This window comes from Vibrio sp. KMM 9700, assembly GCF_058545285.1.
Window position 1 is genome coordinate 460,693 of sequence record NZ_CM178590.1, and the last position, 16,150, is coordinate 476,842.

Sequence of the window (16,150 nt, forward strand, 5' to 3'; positions counted from 1 at the left end):
TTATGTTCCTTTGCTTTGGATTGGAGGCAGAACAATGGCTGCCAAAATAAGAATCAGCTTTATTTTTCTAAAACCTATCTGATCCCGATAAGCTAAGTATTGTGAGTTTGAGGCAAAATAAATAGTGTGAATCTGTGGCATTTACTGGATTATTGTACCCTCAAGATGAAAGTGTGATCAGTGTCATATTTATTATTAAGTTGCTTGTTTTTCATTTAATGTCTTATTTATCAGGCAATTATATTGGTTTTTGAGTGGTTTTGTCTTGACGCCTTCAGATCACGGCTTGCTTCTAGTGGTTTTATTTATAGAATCAACTGGAAAATTATCTTGTATTAGGAAGACATCATTATGCCATTAAAGAAAAACCAAGTTTTTGTCGATATTTTTGATGGTGTGCTGTCTGATGACTCAGACTTTAATCGAGTCTGGTTTGCGCAAGATAAACACACGCCGCCTGCATGCTGCTATCAAGTCAATTTTCCGCGTTTAGAACTCGTCTTACATGGCACTTATTTATGCCAATTAGAAGATCCTGAAACAGGCGTACAAGATGTTGAAATCTTGCCTGGGGATATTTTATATATTCCGCCAAATGCTTGGAATAAACCAGATTGGAACACAGATTGCGCCGTGCTCAGCGTTCTGTTTGGTAAACGTCAGTTAGGCTTTAGTTTGGTTGAAAAACGCAAAACTGAGCAAAGCTTTTTTGATGTTCAAAAGCATAGTATTCAAAGCCGCACTGGGCATGCGATTGAGCATATTTTGGCCGCGCTGAACACCATAGCAACGGAAAAATCGATTCAACCCACTGGCGGTTATTTGCTCAAAGCCTTGACCAGTTATTGCCAAGTGATGTTGTTAGAAGCAAACCAACATGTGCATAGCCGTAGCGAAAACTTATACCAAGGGATCTGCATTTATGTTCAAGAAAACTTCCACCGTGATATTAATCGCGCGAGTATCGCAGAGCGTTTTAATTTAAGTCCAAACCATCTGTCGCGCTTGTTTCGCCAACAAGGGCATATGAAGTTTGCAGATTATTTGACTTGGGTACGTCTTGAGCGCGCCAAATTTATGCTAACAAGGTATGAGTTTAGGTTGCAGGATGTGGCGCAGCGATGCGGGTTTAAAGATGTGAATTACTTTTATCGCGTATTTAAGCAAAAAACGGCGCTAACGCCGAGTGAATACCGCCAGCGCTATACACTTATGCGACGATAGGCTGCATTTAAGGTTGATTTTAGATAATTTAATTTGCTTTTATTTGATCGCTATAAAGCGGCGTTTTTTGCACTTTCATAAAGCTATTGATAATCGCTTGGAGCTCATGGCTGGTGTAATGTTGGCAAATAAATTCACCATTTTTATGATTGAGCATACTGAGCGAGAGCGCGCGAAAAGCACCTAAATGCGCATATTCTGCAGACGGCGGAAGTAACATTGCAATGATATGTGTCACTGGCCCAAAGGTGCCGCCCCAATCAATTTTCTCATCTAAAGCAAGGCACACAATGCTTGGCTGCAGGATCTCACTTGAGATCACGTGCGGCAAGGCAATGCCTGATTTCATTGTGGTTGGCGAAATTAGTTCGCGGTTGCGCAGTTGCTCTAACAGGCGAGTAGGATTGGTTGCACCCGGTGCACTGGCAATTTGACCGAGTAAAAATTCTTTGATTGCATATTGGCGCTGACTTAAGGTCGCATTGGGCTCCATTTTAGTCAGCATCTTACGAAACTCTTGGAGTTGTGCTTGTGGCTGAATAAAAGACCATTCAAATTGGTTAGATAATTGGCCCATGATGGCATCAACTTCAAGCTTATGAATCGCGGAAACGATCGGCGCGACAAGTTGCGTATATTTGGCGAGAAACTTACATAAGTTTTGAATGTTTTTTTCTGATTCTTGAGTAAAAATAATTAGTTGGCATAGTTCGTAAGGTTGAAAAGCAAGGCTCATAATATTTAAGTATTGCTTCACATCAACTTGCTGTTGCGACTGCATTTGGAGCAGCTCAACTTCACCTTTAAATTGACTGACCTGATGGTAAATTGACTGGATCAACCATGCTGGCATACCGTCTTTTCCTAGATAAAAGGTAATGCGCGTTGGTTTATTCATCGTTACACCCATAATTAAAACGAGTAAGGTTAGCCTTGTTATAAAATAATGGGCATTTACTCAAAATTTCTAATCAAACATTATATTTGATAGGGGGGGAAAGATTAAGCCAAGATAGAGTATAAAAGATGTTCAAGTTCACACTTCTGAATATATAATTTGTTACATTCAGAAGCTGAACTATATTTAAAGATCTATGTTAAAAAGCTATCACTTATATAGTGTTGGCTTATTTGATGGCACATTTAGCATGCAGCAGTTGTAAAAAGCCTTTCGCATCGACTAACACTGGCTCGATAGGAGTACGCAAACAGTGTTTTGCCATTTCAAAACGTTGTCCGTTTTCGATTTCAATATCTGACGCTATCAATGCGAGATCAGCTTGCATGATTTCTTGCATTTTTAGCTCATTTTCAAGCCCCATTGCCCCTTGGGTTTCAATCCGGATATTAAACCCCAACTCATCTGCTGCGCGAGTAAGCTCATCCGCTGCCATATAGGTATGGGCAATGCCGGTCGGGCAAGCGGTCACGGCAACAATTTTAAATGCCTTATTTTGCTTCATGACACTTTTCCTTTATAGCGCTTTTTCCGTCAGCACGTATTTTTCAATCGCCACGCCAACGCCACTCTCTTGATTACTTGTTGTGATCACATCGGCCACTGATTTGACCTCATCGACTGCGTTTTCCATTGCCACACCAAGCCCTGCATGTTCAATCATTTGCTTGTCATTGCCTTGATCACCAAGCGCCATAACTTGGCTTGCGCTGAGCTCAAGGTGAGAAAGAAGAGCTTCAATGCCTGCCCATTTTGAAATATTTTGCGGCATAAATTCAAGGAAAAAGTCTGCGGTGCGCACCATGTTAATTTGGCTAACGAGTTGAGCATCAATATTTGGGATATTGGTATCAAGCGCAGCTTTATCCGCCACAATCATGGCCTTTAAGAACTTGCTATCTGCTGACATATCTTCTAGATCAATTACTTGCACATCAATACCATTGATATCACATTCATGTTGGGTCCAAGGGTTCATGTTTGGCGTGATAAGTCCGAGCTCTGTTGAAAATGCATGAAATTCAAGTCCTAGACGTTTAGCTTCTGCGGCAATCTGCTTAACAGTAGAGTAGTCGAGAACTTCTTGATGCAAAACTTTCGCGCTAAGCGCCTCTTGCACCAAAGCGCCGTTATAGCTGATCACATAATCTTCTTTTGTATTTAAACCTAGCTCATTTAGCGCAGCTTGCATGCCTGTGATTGGGCGACCAGAGGCGAGCACGACGTTCACGCCTTGGGCTTTGGCTTCTTGGATCGCTTGTTTATTTTTATCTGTGATCTGGCCGCTTGGATCTAAAAGTGTGCCATCCATATCAATTGCGATTAGTTTGTACATAGGGTTTCCTTTATTGGATTATTATTTTAGTTATCGAAATTTATCTCGTTAGTATACATATAATTTATCTATCTTTAATCCGATAACCTTAAATTTTATACATTTTGCCTGATTTTCAGGTACAATTTTTTCAAGTGACTCAAAATGAATTATCGATAATAAAAAGGATCTGAAATGGCTGGACTTAGTTTGTTAACCCTGCTGGATGATATAACTGCTGTATTGGATGACGTTGCAGTGATGTCAAAAGTTGCGGCAAAAAAAACCGCAGGTGTGTTGGGCGACGATTTGGCGTTAAATGCGCAACAAGTGGCAGGCGTAAAAGCCGATCGGGAAATTCCTGTAGTGTGGGGAGTGGCTAAAGGCTCGTTTAAGAACAAACTTATTTTAGTGCCGGCGGCTTTGATCATCAGTGCCATTGCGCCTTGGCTGATCATCCCAGTACTGATTATTGGTGGCCTGTATTTATGTTTTGAAGGGGCAGAAAAGGTGCTCGCCAACTACTTGCCGCACGGGCATGCAGAAGAGGCTAGCGATGAGACTCAAGATCTTAAAACACAAGCAGATATTGATGCCTTTGAGAAAAAGAAAATTCAAGGCGCGGTGCGTACAGACTTTATTTTATCACTTGAAATCATAGTGATAGCACTAGGCATCGTACAAGGACACCCACAACTGACGCAAATTGCAGTGGTTAGCTTCATCGCTGTGATCATGACGATTGGCGTTTATGGTCTGGTTGCTGGGATAGTGAAGATTGATGACTTAGGTTTTTATCTGCAAAAGAAAGGCCAAGGAAAGGGCGTACTTGGCAGCATAGGTAATATGCTTGTCTCACTAGCGCCAAAACTAATGAAGCTATTAACTATTGTGGGCACTGCGGCAATGTTTTTAGTCGGCGGTGGCATTTTAGAGCATAATATTGAAGCTGTGCATCACTTTAGCGCCTCTCTTTCACAGCCAATGCTTGATATTCCTGTGCTTGGCGCAATTATCCCAACCCTGATCACTGGCGTGATTGGCTTTGTCGCCGGCAGCATTTTGGCCTTTGCGATTGGCTTTGCAATGAAACTAAAAGGCAATTCGGCGCATTAATCACGCAGCGTTCTAGTTGTAATCAAATAGGCGCGATGAGAGTTTTTCTTGTCGCGTTTTTTTATATCTTTTTATGTCTAATGCTGCTTTCTTAGGGCAAGTGGGGAGAGTTTAAACCAGCGAATGCAAGCCCGCGTCAATGCGCTTTGATCGCTATAACCAAGTAAGTGGCTAATTTGGCCGATACTAAGCTGAGTTTGCTTTAAATAATGCCATGCTTGTTCCTGCCTGGCAGTATCTTTGAGCGCCTCAAAGCTAGTGCCGAGTTTTTGCAAGCGGCGCTGCAAGCTTCGTGGGTGTAAATAAAGCCGTTGGGCAACTTGTTCTAGGCTTGGAATCCCTTGCGTCAGTTCATTTCTTAAGATTTTTAGCACTTGATCTTGAATCGATTCATGTTGATCTTGAGTGAGGCTATCTAAATATTGGCTGATTAATTGGCAAGTTAGGGGATCAGCATGCTCGATTGGGGTATTGAATATCTGATTGCTGATTTCAATCCCTGCAATTTCACGGTTAAAGCGCACAGGGCAGTGGAATCTTTGTTGATAAGCTTTATCGGCGCCAAGTTGATGATGACGAAACTGAGCATGCAGTGGCGGCGTTTTATCAACTTGTAGGCTATAGATAATTTCTAAAATATTGCCCAGAGCGAGCTCTTCGAGTTGTGCGTGTGGAAAGGTGATGTCTGTGATTTGATAAAAAATCCATGTCGATTGCTGACCTTTGAGCATCTGAATATGGATGCTGGGGGTAAATTGCATTAAATAATGAGTAATGGATTTCAATGCGAGCTCAATCGAAGGGCTATTTTTAGCAACCACAGCAATTGGGCCTAAAAAATCTATCCCTTGATAGCGAGATAAACGTAGCCCAAAATCAGGGCAATCGAGTTGAAAGGCTGTATTTTCTATTAAATAAGCTGCATTTTGAAATGAAAGTTTACCACCAAGCTGCTGTTTATTATCTAAATTTAAATGTGAATGGGGAAATAAATGCTGTGCGTTTGCATGAATAGATAATTGATCTTTGACCAAATTTTGGTAGCTATGTAATAAACTACTGCTAATAAAATTCTGCATAATGGTCTTTCAAAGTGTGAGGAATATTGGAAATTATATATAAAAAAATTACATGTGTCGCTTCAGGATAAAAAATTGTCGTATCAAAGCAAGCCTTTATTTTTGAGAAGTCGTAATCTTTGGTTTCAATTTATCAAATAAGAAAAATGTGATTTCAAATTCAATTCATATAAGTGTGATTGAAGCATTTATATTAAGGTCACATGTAAGGAGCTTTTCATGACACAATCACTACAAAATGTAACAGTTTTAGGCTCAGGGGTACTGGGTGGACAAATCGCTTGGCACAGTGCTTTTAAAGGTAAAAACGTGATTGTCTGTGATATTTCAGAGCAAGCGCTTGAGTCATGCCGCAATGCACATGAAACTTACGCTCAAATCTATCTTGCTGAAGTGGAAGGGGCGACAGAAGCAAACCTTGCGCAAACCCGTGAACGTATTTTATTTACCACAGACGTGAAGGTCGCTTATCAAAACTGTGATCTTGTGGTCGAAGCTGTGCCTGAAATTCCAGATATCAAGCATGCCGCTTACCAAGCAATGGCTGATAATTTGCCCGAGCACGCGATTATTACGACCAATAGTTCAACTTTCTTACCACGTGATTTTGCGCGTGAAACGGGTCGTCCGGATCGCTTCTGCGCACTTCACTTTGCAAACCTTGTGTGGAAACTAAACTTAACTGAAATCATGGCGCATGTTGGCACAAGTGATGAAACGCTACGCGCAGTGACCACATTTGCCATCGAAATCGGCATGGTGCCAGTGCCGGTTCAAGAAGAACAAAACGGTTATATTTTAAATACTTGGCTTGTGAACTTAGTCAACTCCGCGCAAACTCTGATCACCCGTGGTGTGTCGACTCCAGAAGATATTGATCGCACATATATCATTGCTAATGAGGGCTCAAAAGTAGGTCCTTGTGGTTTGATGGATATCGTTGGGATGAAAACTTACTATCACATCTTGAGCTATTGGGCGAATGAGAATAACGATCTCACCATGTATCGTAATGCACAATATCTAAAAGAGAATTTTATTGATAAAGGTATTTTAGGCCTGCAAACCAATCAAGGTTATTATTCTTACCCAAATCCTGCTTATTTAGAAAAGGGCTTTACTGATATTCCATCTCTGGATCAAGTTGAAGATATTGTGCGCCGTGCAAAATTGACGCCAAAAGATGAAATTTAAATAAAAGAACAATCATACAATGTAATGATGTAATTCATTTGTATGAAATTAGTAAAATAAAGAGGTGAGGTGTTTATTTATCCTTACCTCTTTTTTATTGTTTGTTATATATCAAATGTAATTTATTAACCTGTATTTAACATCCAAGCCTGATATTGTCTGACTAATATTAAATCTGGCGTTTTTTTACCACTTTTTACTGACTCATTTTGCGATCTGAATTATACTTACGAAAATTTTTGCATACTTCTTAAACAATTTGAGAGCCATATGAAAAAGACTATCCTTTGCGTCACCCTCGGTGCACTATTTTCAAATTTTGCGATGGCAGAAACTGAAACAACTGCAGCGCCTGCAGCAGACAGCTCAACCGCTCCAGCAGCAGCGCCAGCTAAAAAAGAACCAGTGTTAGATAAAAACGGCAAAGAAGTTCAGGACATGTCTGATCCACTTGCTGTCTTTACTCAAGCGGGTTTGGGTTTTACTAATAAAGGTGTGAACCTTAAAATTGGTCAAACTTATGACACAGGTAATCCTGAAACTGCGGGCATGAACATCATTGAACTTAAAGGTATTTTAGGTGAAGCGGTCGGCTGGGATAGCAATAGCGCACGTGATAACTCAATAGATTCATTCCGCTGGCGTAACTTTAGCGTGCTGTTGCCAAAAGGCCGCGCGACTCAGTTTGATTTAAGCTATTCTGTGGAGCAATCTCTTGTTGCAGACCAAACTTTAAATGCTTCTTATAGCTATATTCAAGCCTTGCCAAAATTATGGCGTATCAACCTTTACCCACTAGCAGGTGTTGGTGCGGCAATCGGTAAAGATGCAATTGATGACATTAAAGATGTTGATCAAAAAACAGGTGTTATGCAATGTTATGCATCACACGGCTCTGCAAGTTCTTGCGATGTTGATAATGGTTATTCAATGATGGGTGTATACGGTCTTGTCGGTATGTACTCTAAGTTCACCATCACAGACAAAATGTGGTTAAACTATAACCCATTCTGGTTATCAACAATTGCAGGTTCTGACGTTTACGAAGATAATGCATACGGCCTAGGTGAAAGCCATATCTTGACTCACGAATTTGCAGCAAGCTACCAGTTTACTCCTCGTTTCAACATGCGTTATTTTGCAAACTGGGATGAGAACACAGACTTTATGGATGGCGATCACCGCATCGAGTTTAACTATCAGTTTTAGTCAGAGCGCTCAGTTCTAATTAGAGCGCCTCGTTCCTATCACTCATAGTTAAACCAAGCTAAATAAAGTCAAACAAAGTTAAATAAAGCCAGCAGAGCAATCCGCTGGCTTTTTTATTAATCACATTCTGCGTAATTGGTTTCTAAGCATTGTTGCGCCATAGCTTTGGCTTTATACATGAGTTCACGATGCAACTCATTATGCATAATGCTTGCCCCTTCTTTTGCAGGGTGTGCGCCGTTATAGGTTGCTAAATCAAACCACATCAAAGATTTTTTATGTGATGCATCCACCCCTTCACCAATTGCATGCATGACCGCAAGGTTTAGTTGTGCATCCGCATAGCCTTGTTTGGCTGCTTGTTTATACCAGTGCGCAGCTTGCTCTTTATCTGATTCAACACCATCGCCGTGATAATAAATTGAAGCAAGATTATATTGGGCGCCAGCAAGACCTTGCTCTGCGGCTTTTTGATACCAAGCAACAGCTTTCGTCTTGTCTTGCTCGACACCTTCACCGCGCATGTATTTAACTGCTAAATCATATTGCGCTTTGACATCACCTTGATGGGCGGCAGCAATAAGATCCGTATGCTCAGGTGCGTGCAAAAGGTTGGCGTTTGCGACAGTGGCATGTAAGCCAAGCGCAAAGAGAAGTGCGACTAAGCTAGATTGAATACGCATGAGATGATCCCTCCTATGAACACTTATACCGATGATCAAGTCAATGAAACATAAGTGCTTAAAAACTATCCATAAGTATAAAATAACACAATTACCCCTTATTGGGTAAGGTTAATCTCATATAAAAAGTAAGGAAATCTTTCTGGATAACAAAAAAACCACCGCTAGGGTGACTCTTTTAAGCTGTTAAATTAATACCGGAACATAGCTTTTTTGTTATTTTCCCTTTCTTGTTGCTGGATCATCAATTGCTTTTCATGGGCTTTAAAAAATGGGCGGTACAAGGCCCAAGAGACAAAGATAGCAAACAAGCAGGCGAGCATATTATTCAAGCTGCCATTAGCCGCGAGTGAGGCTCCAATCGGTGCAGGCATGGACCAAGGCAGCATAGTGACAAAAACATCCAATACGCCAAATTGCATTAAATGCCAAGTGATCACTGCATTGAGCATAGGAACGCAAATAAAAGGCAATAAAAACAATGGGTTCATAATAATAGGAAAGCCAAAAATGATCGGCTCGTTAATATTAAAAATAGAGGGGATAAGACTCACTTTGCCAATGGATTGAAGCTGCTTGTTTTTGCTTCTTAGCGCCATAAAGGCAAGCGGCAAGGTTGAACCCACCCCACCAATTAATAAGAAATAATCCCAAAATCCTTGGACAAAAAAGTGGCTTGGCTCGATCCCAGCGGCGATTGCTTCTTGATTGGCAATGAGGCCGGCAAACCAAAATGGATTCATGATCCCTGTGACCACCACTGCGCCATGAATACCGGTAAACCATAAGAGTTGGCATAAAAATACGGCTAACAAAATAGCGGTTAATGTATCGGTTGCCATGATCAAGGGTTGAAATAAAGAGGTGATTAGATCGGGCAAGTAATAGCCAGTGGTTTGCTTTAATACGGTATTAAAAACGCTAAGCGAAATCACAATAAATAAAAGCGGCGACATTAAATCAAAACTTCGACGCGTCAGTAGTGGGACTTCGTCAGGAAGTTGAAAGACCCACTTTTTTTGATAGAAAAAACGGATCACCTCCACACTATAAATGGCGGCAATTAAAGCAGTAAATAAGCCATTGCCTCCTAGGTAGTTATTACTCCCACCGAGAAAGTTTCCATTTTGAGGCATATTCATCACGCCTGTAAGCATCAAAAATGACAAAGAGCCAGTTAAGCCAGATAGGCGCTCTGGGATTTGATACTGCTTGGCAAGGCTGGCGCTCACACCAAAGGCTAAAAATAGGGCAACCAAGCCAAAGGTATGGCGTAGTATGTATTGAAAGCTGCCGTGATTGAGACGCAAAAACTCCGCAATATTTGGATAGTTCGCCAGATCAAACGGCGGATAGAGTAAAGGAATAAACAGGCTGCCGATAACGACAAAGGGCATGGTCATTTGAAACCCCTCACGAATCGCAATTAAATGTTTATTTGATGACAGTATCTGAGCTAAGGGAAAAATCGTACGTTCGATAAATCGGGAAACAAGTTGTCCATTTAATTGCTGCATGGGATCCAATATATTTAGAAAAGTTAACTGGATCTCATTTTGCCAGATATTTGATCAAAAACAGGTGATCTGTCTCACGTTTTAGTTTCCATTCTACGGAAACCGGTTTCCAAAACGTTTCCTTATGGTACATTAAACTTATTCGAGTAGAGATAGAAATGCTATCAGGATTTGAATAATATAATAAATTCAATAAGTTATACTTAATTGAAAATCATAATAAAGTGCTTAGTAAGTAAAAGTCTCATGAAACAGTCATTTACTTAACTTGCATGAGTTTCTTAGGATTTGCGATACCTTTCACATAAAGTTTCCAGCAAATCATGTAGAAACATAAACCGAATTAAAAATAACAAGGAACGAGGTTCTCATGAAAAAGATTATGTTATGTTGCTCTGCAGGTATGTCTACAAGCATGCTAGTGAAGAAAATGATTGAAGAAGCAGACAAGCGTGGTCTAGAAGTTGAAATTAAGGCGTATGGCGCGGCTGAGTTCGATCAACAAGCTCCTAACTATCAATGTGTGCTACTTGGTCCTCAAATCAAGTATATGCAAGCAGATCTTCAAAAGAAAGCCGATGCTTACGGCATCAAAGTTGAACCTATCAACATGATGGATTATGGCATGCAAAAAGGTGATAAAGTGCTGGATCACGCACTGTCACTGATTGGCTAATTATATTCCCCATGTGAGTATATAGCTTTTAAAATTCAGGCTTACTTTTGTTCTCTCCCCCTATTGATTAGGTTTCAAAGGTAAGCCAACTCCCTACAATTTATATTTTTAAATATGAGTTTCTTATTTTAGAAAATACTAAAAAGAAGCTTGCGGGCATTTATGTCTGAAATTTATACGCCGAATAAAAATAAAAAAGGCTTTTTATTTAAAAATATACCAATAAAAAGGTGACATCATGAGTGCACTAAATAATTTTATTGAAACAAAAATAACGCCAATTGCTGGTCGAATTGGTAACCAAAAATATGTAACCTCTGTTCGTGATGGCTTTATTGCAGCATTGCCATTTATGATCGTCGGTTCTTTCATGCTTGTATTTATCTTTCCTCCATTTTCACCGGACACCTCTTGGGGATTTGCACAAGCTTGGCTAGCGTTTTCAGAAGAACACCGTGAAGCCTTAATGCTCCCATTTAATATGAGCATGGGGATAATGACCGTTTTCATATCGGTCGGGGTGGCGGCAAGCCTTGCGCGTCATCATGATTTAGACCCAATCGCCACTGGCTTGCTTGCTTTAATGTCATTTTTGATGGTCGCAGCGCCAATTGAAGATGGTAAGATAGTGATGACTTACTTAGGTGGCCCGGGCATCTTCACGGCTTTGATTACTGCTGTGTATGCAACCGAAGTTTATGCCTTCTTAAAACGTAAAAATGTCACCATTAAGCTACCACCAGAAGTGCCAACAGGGGTTGCACGTTCATTTGAAATCTTAATTCCTGTATTAGTGATTATCTTTACGCTACACCCATTAAATATCTTCATTGAATCTCAAACTGGAATGATTATTCCTGCTGCGATTATGTCTTTGTTAGAGCCACTTGTTTCGGCATCGGACTCATTACCAGCGATTTTACTTGCGGTACTAGCCTGTCAAATCCTATGGTTTGCGGGTATTCACGGCGCCTTGATTGTCACAGGTATCATGAACCCATTTTGGCTATCTAACCTAGCGGTTAACCAAGCAGCGCTGGCAGCAGGTACTGAGCCACCAATCATTTTCTTACAAGGTTTCTGGGATCACTACCTACTAATCGGCGGTGTGGGCACAACTCTACCATTGGCATTCTTATTGCTTCGTAGCCGCGCAGTACACTTAAAAACAGTGGGTAAATTAAGCGCCGTGCCTTCACTATTTAACATCAATGAGCCATTATTGTTTGGTACGCCAATCATTATGAATCCAACTATGTTTATCCCATTTGTATGTATTCCAATGGTAAACGCAGTGATTGCTTACTTCGCTCTGAAATTTGATTTAGTTGCACGTGTGGTGTCTGTGACGCCATGGACAACACCGGGTCCTATCGGCGCCTCTTGGGCTGCTAACTGGGCTGTGAGTCCGGCTATCTTAAGTATCCTTTGCATGGTGATTGCGGCAGTGATGTACTATCCATTCATCAAAGCATACGAGAAACAACTACTTAAAGAAGAAGCTGCGAATCAAGAAGCTGAACAAGAAACTCAAACAGCAACAGCTTAATCGAGCAAATATAAAATTAAATCTAAGGGTAGGTCACGACTTACCCTTGCAAAAAAATTAAAATAATAAGGAACAAATGATGGATTTAGAAGAACAAGTAATGGGCATTATCATTAACGCTGGTCAATCAAAAAGCCTAGCATTTGAAGCTCTGTATGCTGCGAAAGCAGGGGATTTTGAGAAAGCGCAAGCGCTCATGGCAGAGTCTCAAGAGTTCGCAAATCAAGCGCATTTAGTTCAAACTAAGCTGATTGAAGAAGATGAAGGCGAAGGCAAAACTAAAATGACATTAATTATGGTTCACGCACAAGATCATTTAATGACAAGCATGCTCGCTAAAGAAATGATGAATGAATTAATTGATTTGCACAAAAAAATTGCTGAGAAGTAATTCATATTTTGTATCTATTTAAAAACTAATAGCATATAAATAAAGAGGCGAGCGGGTGAACATCTAATTTTTACCTTTTGCCTCTTTTCATTTTTGATTATTTTCGTCATAATAAGTGAATTGTAATACAATATAAAAAGTTAAATTTAAGCTGTAAAATTTAGAGGGTGTTATGGCAACTATTACTGATGTATCTTTGCTTGCCAATGTATCTAAGGCAACCGTTTCCCGTGTTTTAAGCGGCAGTCGCGGCGTACGTGAAGAAAGTCGTTTAGCGGTTCTTGAAGCGGCTAAAGCGTTGAATTATGTGCCGAATGTCAATGCGCAAAGCCTAGCTACGCAAGCGAATAAAGATATTGCTGTGATCATCTCTCTTTCTGAAGTGTCCCGCCTGCAAGATTACCTCCCACGCCTGTCGATGCAACTTATGCAGCAAGATTTACGTATGCTGGTGCAATTTAGCCAAAATGCGCAAGAGCAGCAAAGCCTAGTTGAAGATTATGCCCAGCAATGCCAAGCCGTGGTGTTAATTGGCGCACAGATAAATACCAGTGCGTTTGATAACGTGATTTTACTTGATAAAGTCAATGCCAGTGCACAGTTTGCTGTTGGCGTGGATTATCAATTTGCGAGCCAAACAGCAACCAGCTATTTACTTGGTCTTGGCCACCGTCAAATTGCCTTATTTTATCAAGATGAACACATTGATAGCCAAATTAAAGAAGGCTATTTAGCTGCGATGCAAACCCGCGCAGTGCCGTTTAATCGTCAGCTATTATTTGCCATGCAAGGCGACTTTGAAGCCAGTTGTTTGCAGCTGTTAAATCAATTCTCACAATTTAGCGCTATGGTCGTCCCAAGTGCAACGCACGCTGCGCTAGCGATTAAAATTTTGCGTCAATATAATCTTTATGTGCCGCAAGATGTGTCACTTATTTGTCTTGAAGATAGCGAACTTGCGACCCAAGTCAGCCCACAAGTGACGGCGATTTCACATGATAGTCAGTCTTTGATTGATACTTGCATGACAAAAATCTCCCACCTCTTAGGTAAACAAGCCAGTAACCAAGGTGTTGAAGTGCAGCAAGGGCGCTTAGTGTGCCGTGAAAGTGTGCAAAACCTAAGCTAATTTTTTGATCCCATCTGAGCTTTTTAAACCACTGCACTGTCTTTGTGATATTAGATATATACTTCTTTTATAGGAATAAAAAGAAGGAAATTAATATGCTAGATTGGATGCAGGAATTTAAGAACCAAACTTGGGCGCAGCAAACCCCTGATAAGTCTTGGTTATCGTTACTCCCAAAAGTTGAGCTGCACATGCATTTAGAGGGCTCGCTTGAACCCGAGCTGATGTTTGCGCTAGCCAAACGTAATCAAATAGATATTCCCTACCAAAACCCAGCAGAGCTTAAAGCTGCGTATCAATTTACGGATTTACAATCTTTTTTAGATATATATTATCAAGGCGCAAATGTGCTTGTGCGTGAGCAAGATTTTTATGATCTTACTTGGGCTTATTTATTGCGTTGTAAGCAAGATAATGTGATTCATACAGAAGTCTTTTTTGATCCGCAAACGCATACTGAGCGTGGCATTGCCTTTGACACTGTGCTCAACGGGATCCTTGCTGCGCTAAAGCAAGGTGAAGCAGAGCTTGGTATATCCAGCCACTTAATTTTATGTTTTTTACGCCATTTAGATGAAGCGAGTGCATTTGCGACCCTTGACGAGGCATTGCCTTTTAAGGATAAAATTATTGGCGTGGGTTTGGATTCTTCAGAAAAAGGCCATCCGCCAGAGAAATTTGCGCGGGTGTTTGCCAAAGCCAAAGCGCTAGGCTTTTTAACGGTCGCTCACGCAGGAGAAGAAGGGCCTTCGACAAATATACAAACTGCGATAGAATTGCTCCAGGTGAGCCGCATTGACCATGGGGTGCGGGCGACAGATGATCCTGAGTTGGTGCAAGCCCTTGCAAGTTCGCGCATGCCGCTAACGGTTTGCCCCTTGTCGAATACTAAGCTAAAAGTGTATCAAGATATGCGTGAGCATCCGATTTTGGACTTGCTGCATCAAGGCGTGTGCGTGACAGTGAACTCAGATGATCCGGCTTATTTTGGCGGTTATATGACGGATAACTTTATTGCGCTTGCCCAAAGTCTCGCATTAACTAAACTAGATTGTTTAATGCTAACGGCAAATAGCATTGAAGCTAGTTTTATTTCAGATAAAGCCAAGCTTGCCAAATTTAAAATTTTACACGACTTTGGATTAAGTCATCACTAATTACTCTTAGGAAGCAAGTTGTCACATGAGTGAGCCAAAAATTATTCGCAGAACAGGTATTGCACGCATTTTATATGCCTTTGTACACAGTTATAACGGATTTAAATATCTGATTTTAAATGAAGCTGCGTTTAGACAAGAAGTGATGTTATTCATCCCACTGACGATTTTAAGCTTCTTTTTAGATGTCTCTGCGCTAGAGCAGTGCGCTATGTTACTGAGCTTAGGCTTTGTGCTTTTTGCAGAAATGACCAACTCAGCGATAGAGGCTGTGGTCGATCGAATCGGCCTTGAATACCATGAGCTTTCTGGTGTGGCGAAAAATATCGGCTCTGCGATTGTATTGCTAAGCTCTGTGATGGCGGTTGCAGTGTGGTTGTGTGTTTTGTTTAACTAAGTTTGCAATAAGGCCTGCAATAGGCTAAGTTACTTTGAATGAGTAAGAAAAAAGCTCTGATCAAATGCCATGATCAGAGCTTTTTTGTGCGTTTTAAATAATAAATTTAATCTTCTTCTTTGGCTTTTTGCTCATTATGATACGGCCAGTAATGATGACCAACGCGGATCACCACGGTTGCTGCGGCTAAAATCAGCGCCGCTAATGACAGCCAAACCACAGGCACAGCGTCAAGCTCCTTCATGCCAAGGGTGACATAACGGGCAATCGCCATAATCGCAATGTAAATTGGGTAGCGCACTGGGATCTTGCCATGTAAAATAAATTGCTGAACCATGGCCAAGACTTCTAAGTAGATGAACATTAATAAGATATCTGTCAACATGACTTTTTTGGCAACAAACAGATAAATAAACTCTTCGACCATGGCATAGACAGTTGCTATGGTGATCGCGACCAAAATAATGGCTTCTAAAGTATGGAAAATCTTTAAAAAAGGTTTGGTAAAAGATTCAGGTAGGTGAGATTTCATTGGCGATCCAAAACGTAAATAAAC

The 16,150-nt window shown here is 40.8% G+C and carries 17 protein-coding genes; 10 read left to right on the top strand and 7 right to left on the bottom strand.

Translation table 11 applies throughout. The features are described 5' to 3' along the window. Positions 1–351 precede the first annotated feature (351 nt). Complete coding sequence (locus AC2VOY_RS13290; protein ID WP_491834084.1) at positions 352–1,224, top strand: helix-turn-helix domain-containing protein; 873 nt, start codon at positions 352–354, stop codon at positions 1,222–1,224. A 28-nt stretch (positions 1,225–1,252) separates the two neighbouring features. Here AC2VOY_RS13290 and AC2VOY_RS13295 read toward each other — a convergent pair whose 3' ends face one another. The 3 genes from AC2VOY_RS13295 to AC2VOY_RS13305 all read right to left on the bottom strand — a co-directional run bounded on the left by AC2VOY_RS13295 (position 1,253) and on the right by AC2VOY_RS13305 (position 3,518). Next, positions 1,253–2,122, bottom strand: a complete 870-nt coding sequence (locus AC2VOY_RS13295; RefSeq protein ID WP_491834085.1) for a PTS sugar transporter subunit IIA — start codon at positions 2,120–2,122, stop codon at positions 1,253–1,255. A 229-nt stretch (positions 2,123–2,351) separates the two neighbouring features. Continuing rightward, positions 2,352–2,687, bottom strand: coding sequence for a PTS fructose transporter subunit IIB (locus AC2VOY_RS13300; protein ID WP_491834086.1), 336 nt, complete (start codon positions 2,685–2,687; stop codon positions 2,352–2,354). Between the two features lie 12 nt (positions 2,688–2,699). Continuing rightward, positions 2,700–3,518: a Cof-type HAD-IIB family hydrolase gene (locus tag AC2VOY_RS13305; RefSeq protein ID WP_491834087.1), complete on the bottom strand. Its 819-nt coding sequence runs from the start codon at positions 3,516–3,518 to the stop codon at positions 2,700–2,702. 174 nt (positions 3,519–3,692) lie between these two features. On the opposite strand from AC2VOY_RS13305, the gene AC2VOY_RS13310 reads away from it, so the two are divergent. Further along, positions 3,693–4,613, top strand: a complete 921-nt coding sequence (locus AC2VOY_RS13310) for a DUF808 domain-containing protein (protein ID WP_491834088.1) — start codon at positions 3,693–3,695, stop codon at positions 4,611–4,613. A 77-nt stretch (positions 4,614–4,690) separates the two neighbouring features. Here AC2VOY_RS13310 and AC2VOY_RS13315 read toward each other — a convergent pair whose 3' ends face one another. Then, positions 4,691–5,692, bottom strand: coding sequence for an AraC family transcriptional regulator (locus AC2VOY_RS13315; protein ID WP_491834089.1), 1,002 nt, complete (start codon positions 5,690–5,692; stop codon positions 4,691–4,693). 219 nt (positions 5,693–5,911) lie between these two features. Here AC2VOY_RS13315 and AC2VOY_RS13320 point away from each other — a divergent pair, with 219 nt between their 5' ends. Beyond that, positions 5,912–6,886, top strand: a complete 975-nt coding sequence (locus AC2VOY_RS13320; RefSeq protein ID WP_491834090.1) for a 3-hydroxyacyl-CoA dehydrogenase — start codon at positions 5,912–5,914, stop codon at positions 6,884–6,886. A 270-nt stretch (positions 6,887–7,156) separates the two neighbouring features. Continuing rightward, positions 7,157–8,095: a hypothetical protein gene (locus tag AC2VOY_RS13325; RefSeq protein WP_491834091.1), complete on the top strand. Its 939-nt coding sequence runs from the start codon at positions 7,157–7,159 to the stop codon at positions 8,093–8,095. A 116-nt stretch (positions 8,096–8,211) separates the two neighbouring features. Here the strand turns inward: AC2VOY_RS13325 and AC2VOY_RS13330 are convergent, their stop codons facing one another. Further along, positions 8,212–8,778 carry a tetratricopeptide repeat protein gene (locus AC2VOY_RS13330; protein WP_491834092.1) on the bottom strand — a complete coding sequence of 189 codons (567 nt, stop codon included), beginning with the start codon at positions 8,776–8,778 and terminating at the stop codon, positions 8,212–8,214. A gap of 191 nt (positions 8,779–8,969) precedes the next feature. Next, the gene (locus AC2VOY_RS13335) at positions 8,970–10,295 is read right to left on the bottom strand and encodes a PTS sugar transporter subunit IIC (RefSeq protein WP_491834093.1); all 1,326 of its coding nucleotides are present in this window, start codon (positions 10,293–10,295) and stop codon (positions 8,970–8,972) included. A gap of 370 nt (positions 10,296–10,665) precedes the next feature. On the opposite strand from AC2VOY_RS13335, the gene AC2VOY_RS13340 reads away from it, so the two are divergent. The 6 genes from AC2VOY_RS13340 to AC2VOY_RS13365 all read left to right on the top strand — a co-directional run bounded on the left by AC2VOY_RS13340 (position 10,666) and on the right by AC2VOY_RS13365 (position 15,594). Then, positions 10,666–10,971 (top strand): PTS sugar transporter subunit IIB, encoded by a 306-nt coding sequence (locus AC2VOY_RS13340; protein ID WP_491834094.1) that lies wholly within the window; start codon positions 10,666–10,668, stop codon positions 10,969–10,971. 238 nt (positions 10,972–11,209) lie between these two features. Continuing rightward, positions 11,210–12,520, top strand: coding sequence for a PTS sugar transporter subunit IIC (locus AC2VOY_RS13345; protein WP_491834095.1), 1,311 nt, complete (start codon positions 11,210–11,212; stop codon positions 12,518–12,520). A 79-nt stretch (positions 12,521–12,599) separates the two neighbouring features. Continuing rightward, complete coding sequence (gene chbA / locus AC2VOY_RS13350; protein ID WP_491834096.1) at positions 12,600–12,911, top strand: PTS N,N'-diacetylchitobiose transporter subunit IIA; 312 nt, start codon at positions 12,600–12,602, stop codon at positions 12,909–12,911. Between the two features lie 172 nt (positions 12,912–13,083). After that, a complete protein-coding gene (locus AC2VOY_RS13355) occupies positions 13,084–14,040 on the top strand; it encodes a LacI family DNA-binding transcriptional regulator (RefSeq protein ID WP_491834097.1) in 957 nt (318 codons plus the stop codon). A 95-nt stretch (positions 14,041–14,135) separates the two neighbouring features. Next, entirely contained in the window at positions 14,136–15,197 is a 1,062-nt protein-coding gene (locus tag AC2VOY_RS13360) for an adenosine deaminase (protein ID WP_491834098.1), read from the top strand. 25 nt (positions 15,198–15,222) lie between these two features. Next, positions 15,223–15,594, top strand: a complete 372-nt coding sequence (locus tag AC2VOY_RS13365; RefSeq protein WP_491834099.1) for a diacylglycerol kinase — start codon at positions 15,223–15,225, stop codon at positions 15,592–15,594. Positions 15,595–15,700: 106 nt separating this feature from the next. Here AC2VOY_RS13365 and AC2VOY_RS13370 read toward each other — a convergent pair whose 3' ends face one another. Continuing rightward, positions 15,701–16,126 (bottom strand): phosphate-starvation-inducible protein PsiE, encoded by a 426-nt coding sequence (locus tag AC2VOY_RS13370; protein WP_491834100.1) that lies wholly within the window; start codon positions 16,124–16,126, stop codon positions 15,701–15,703. Between the last annotated feature and the right edge of the window lie 24 nt (positions 16,127–16,150).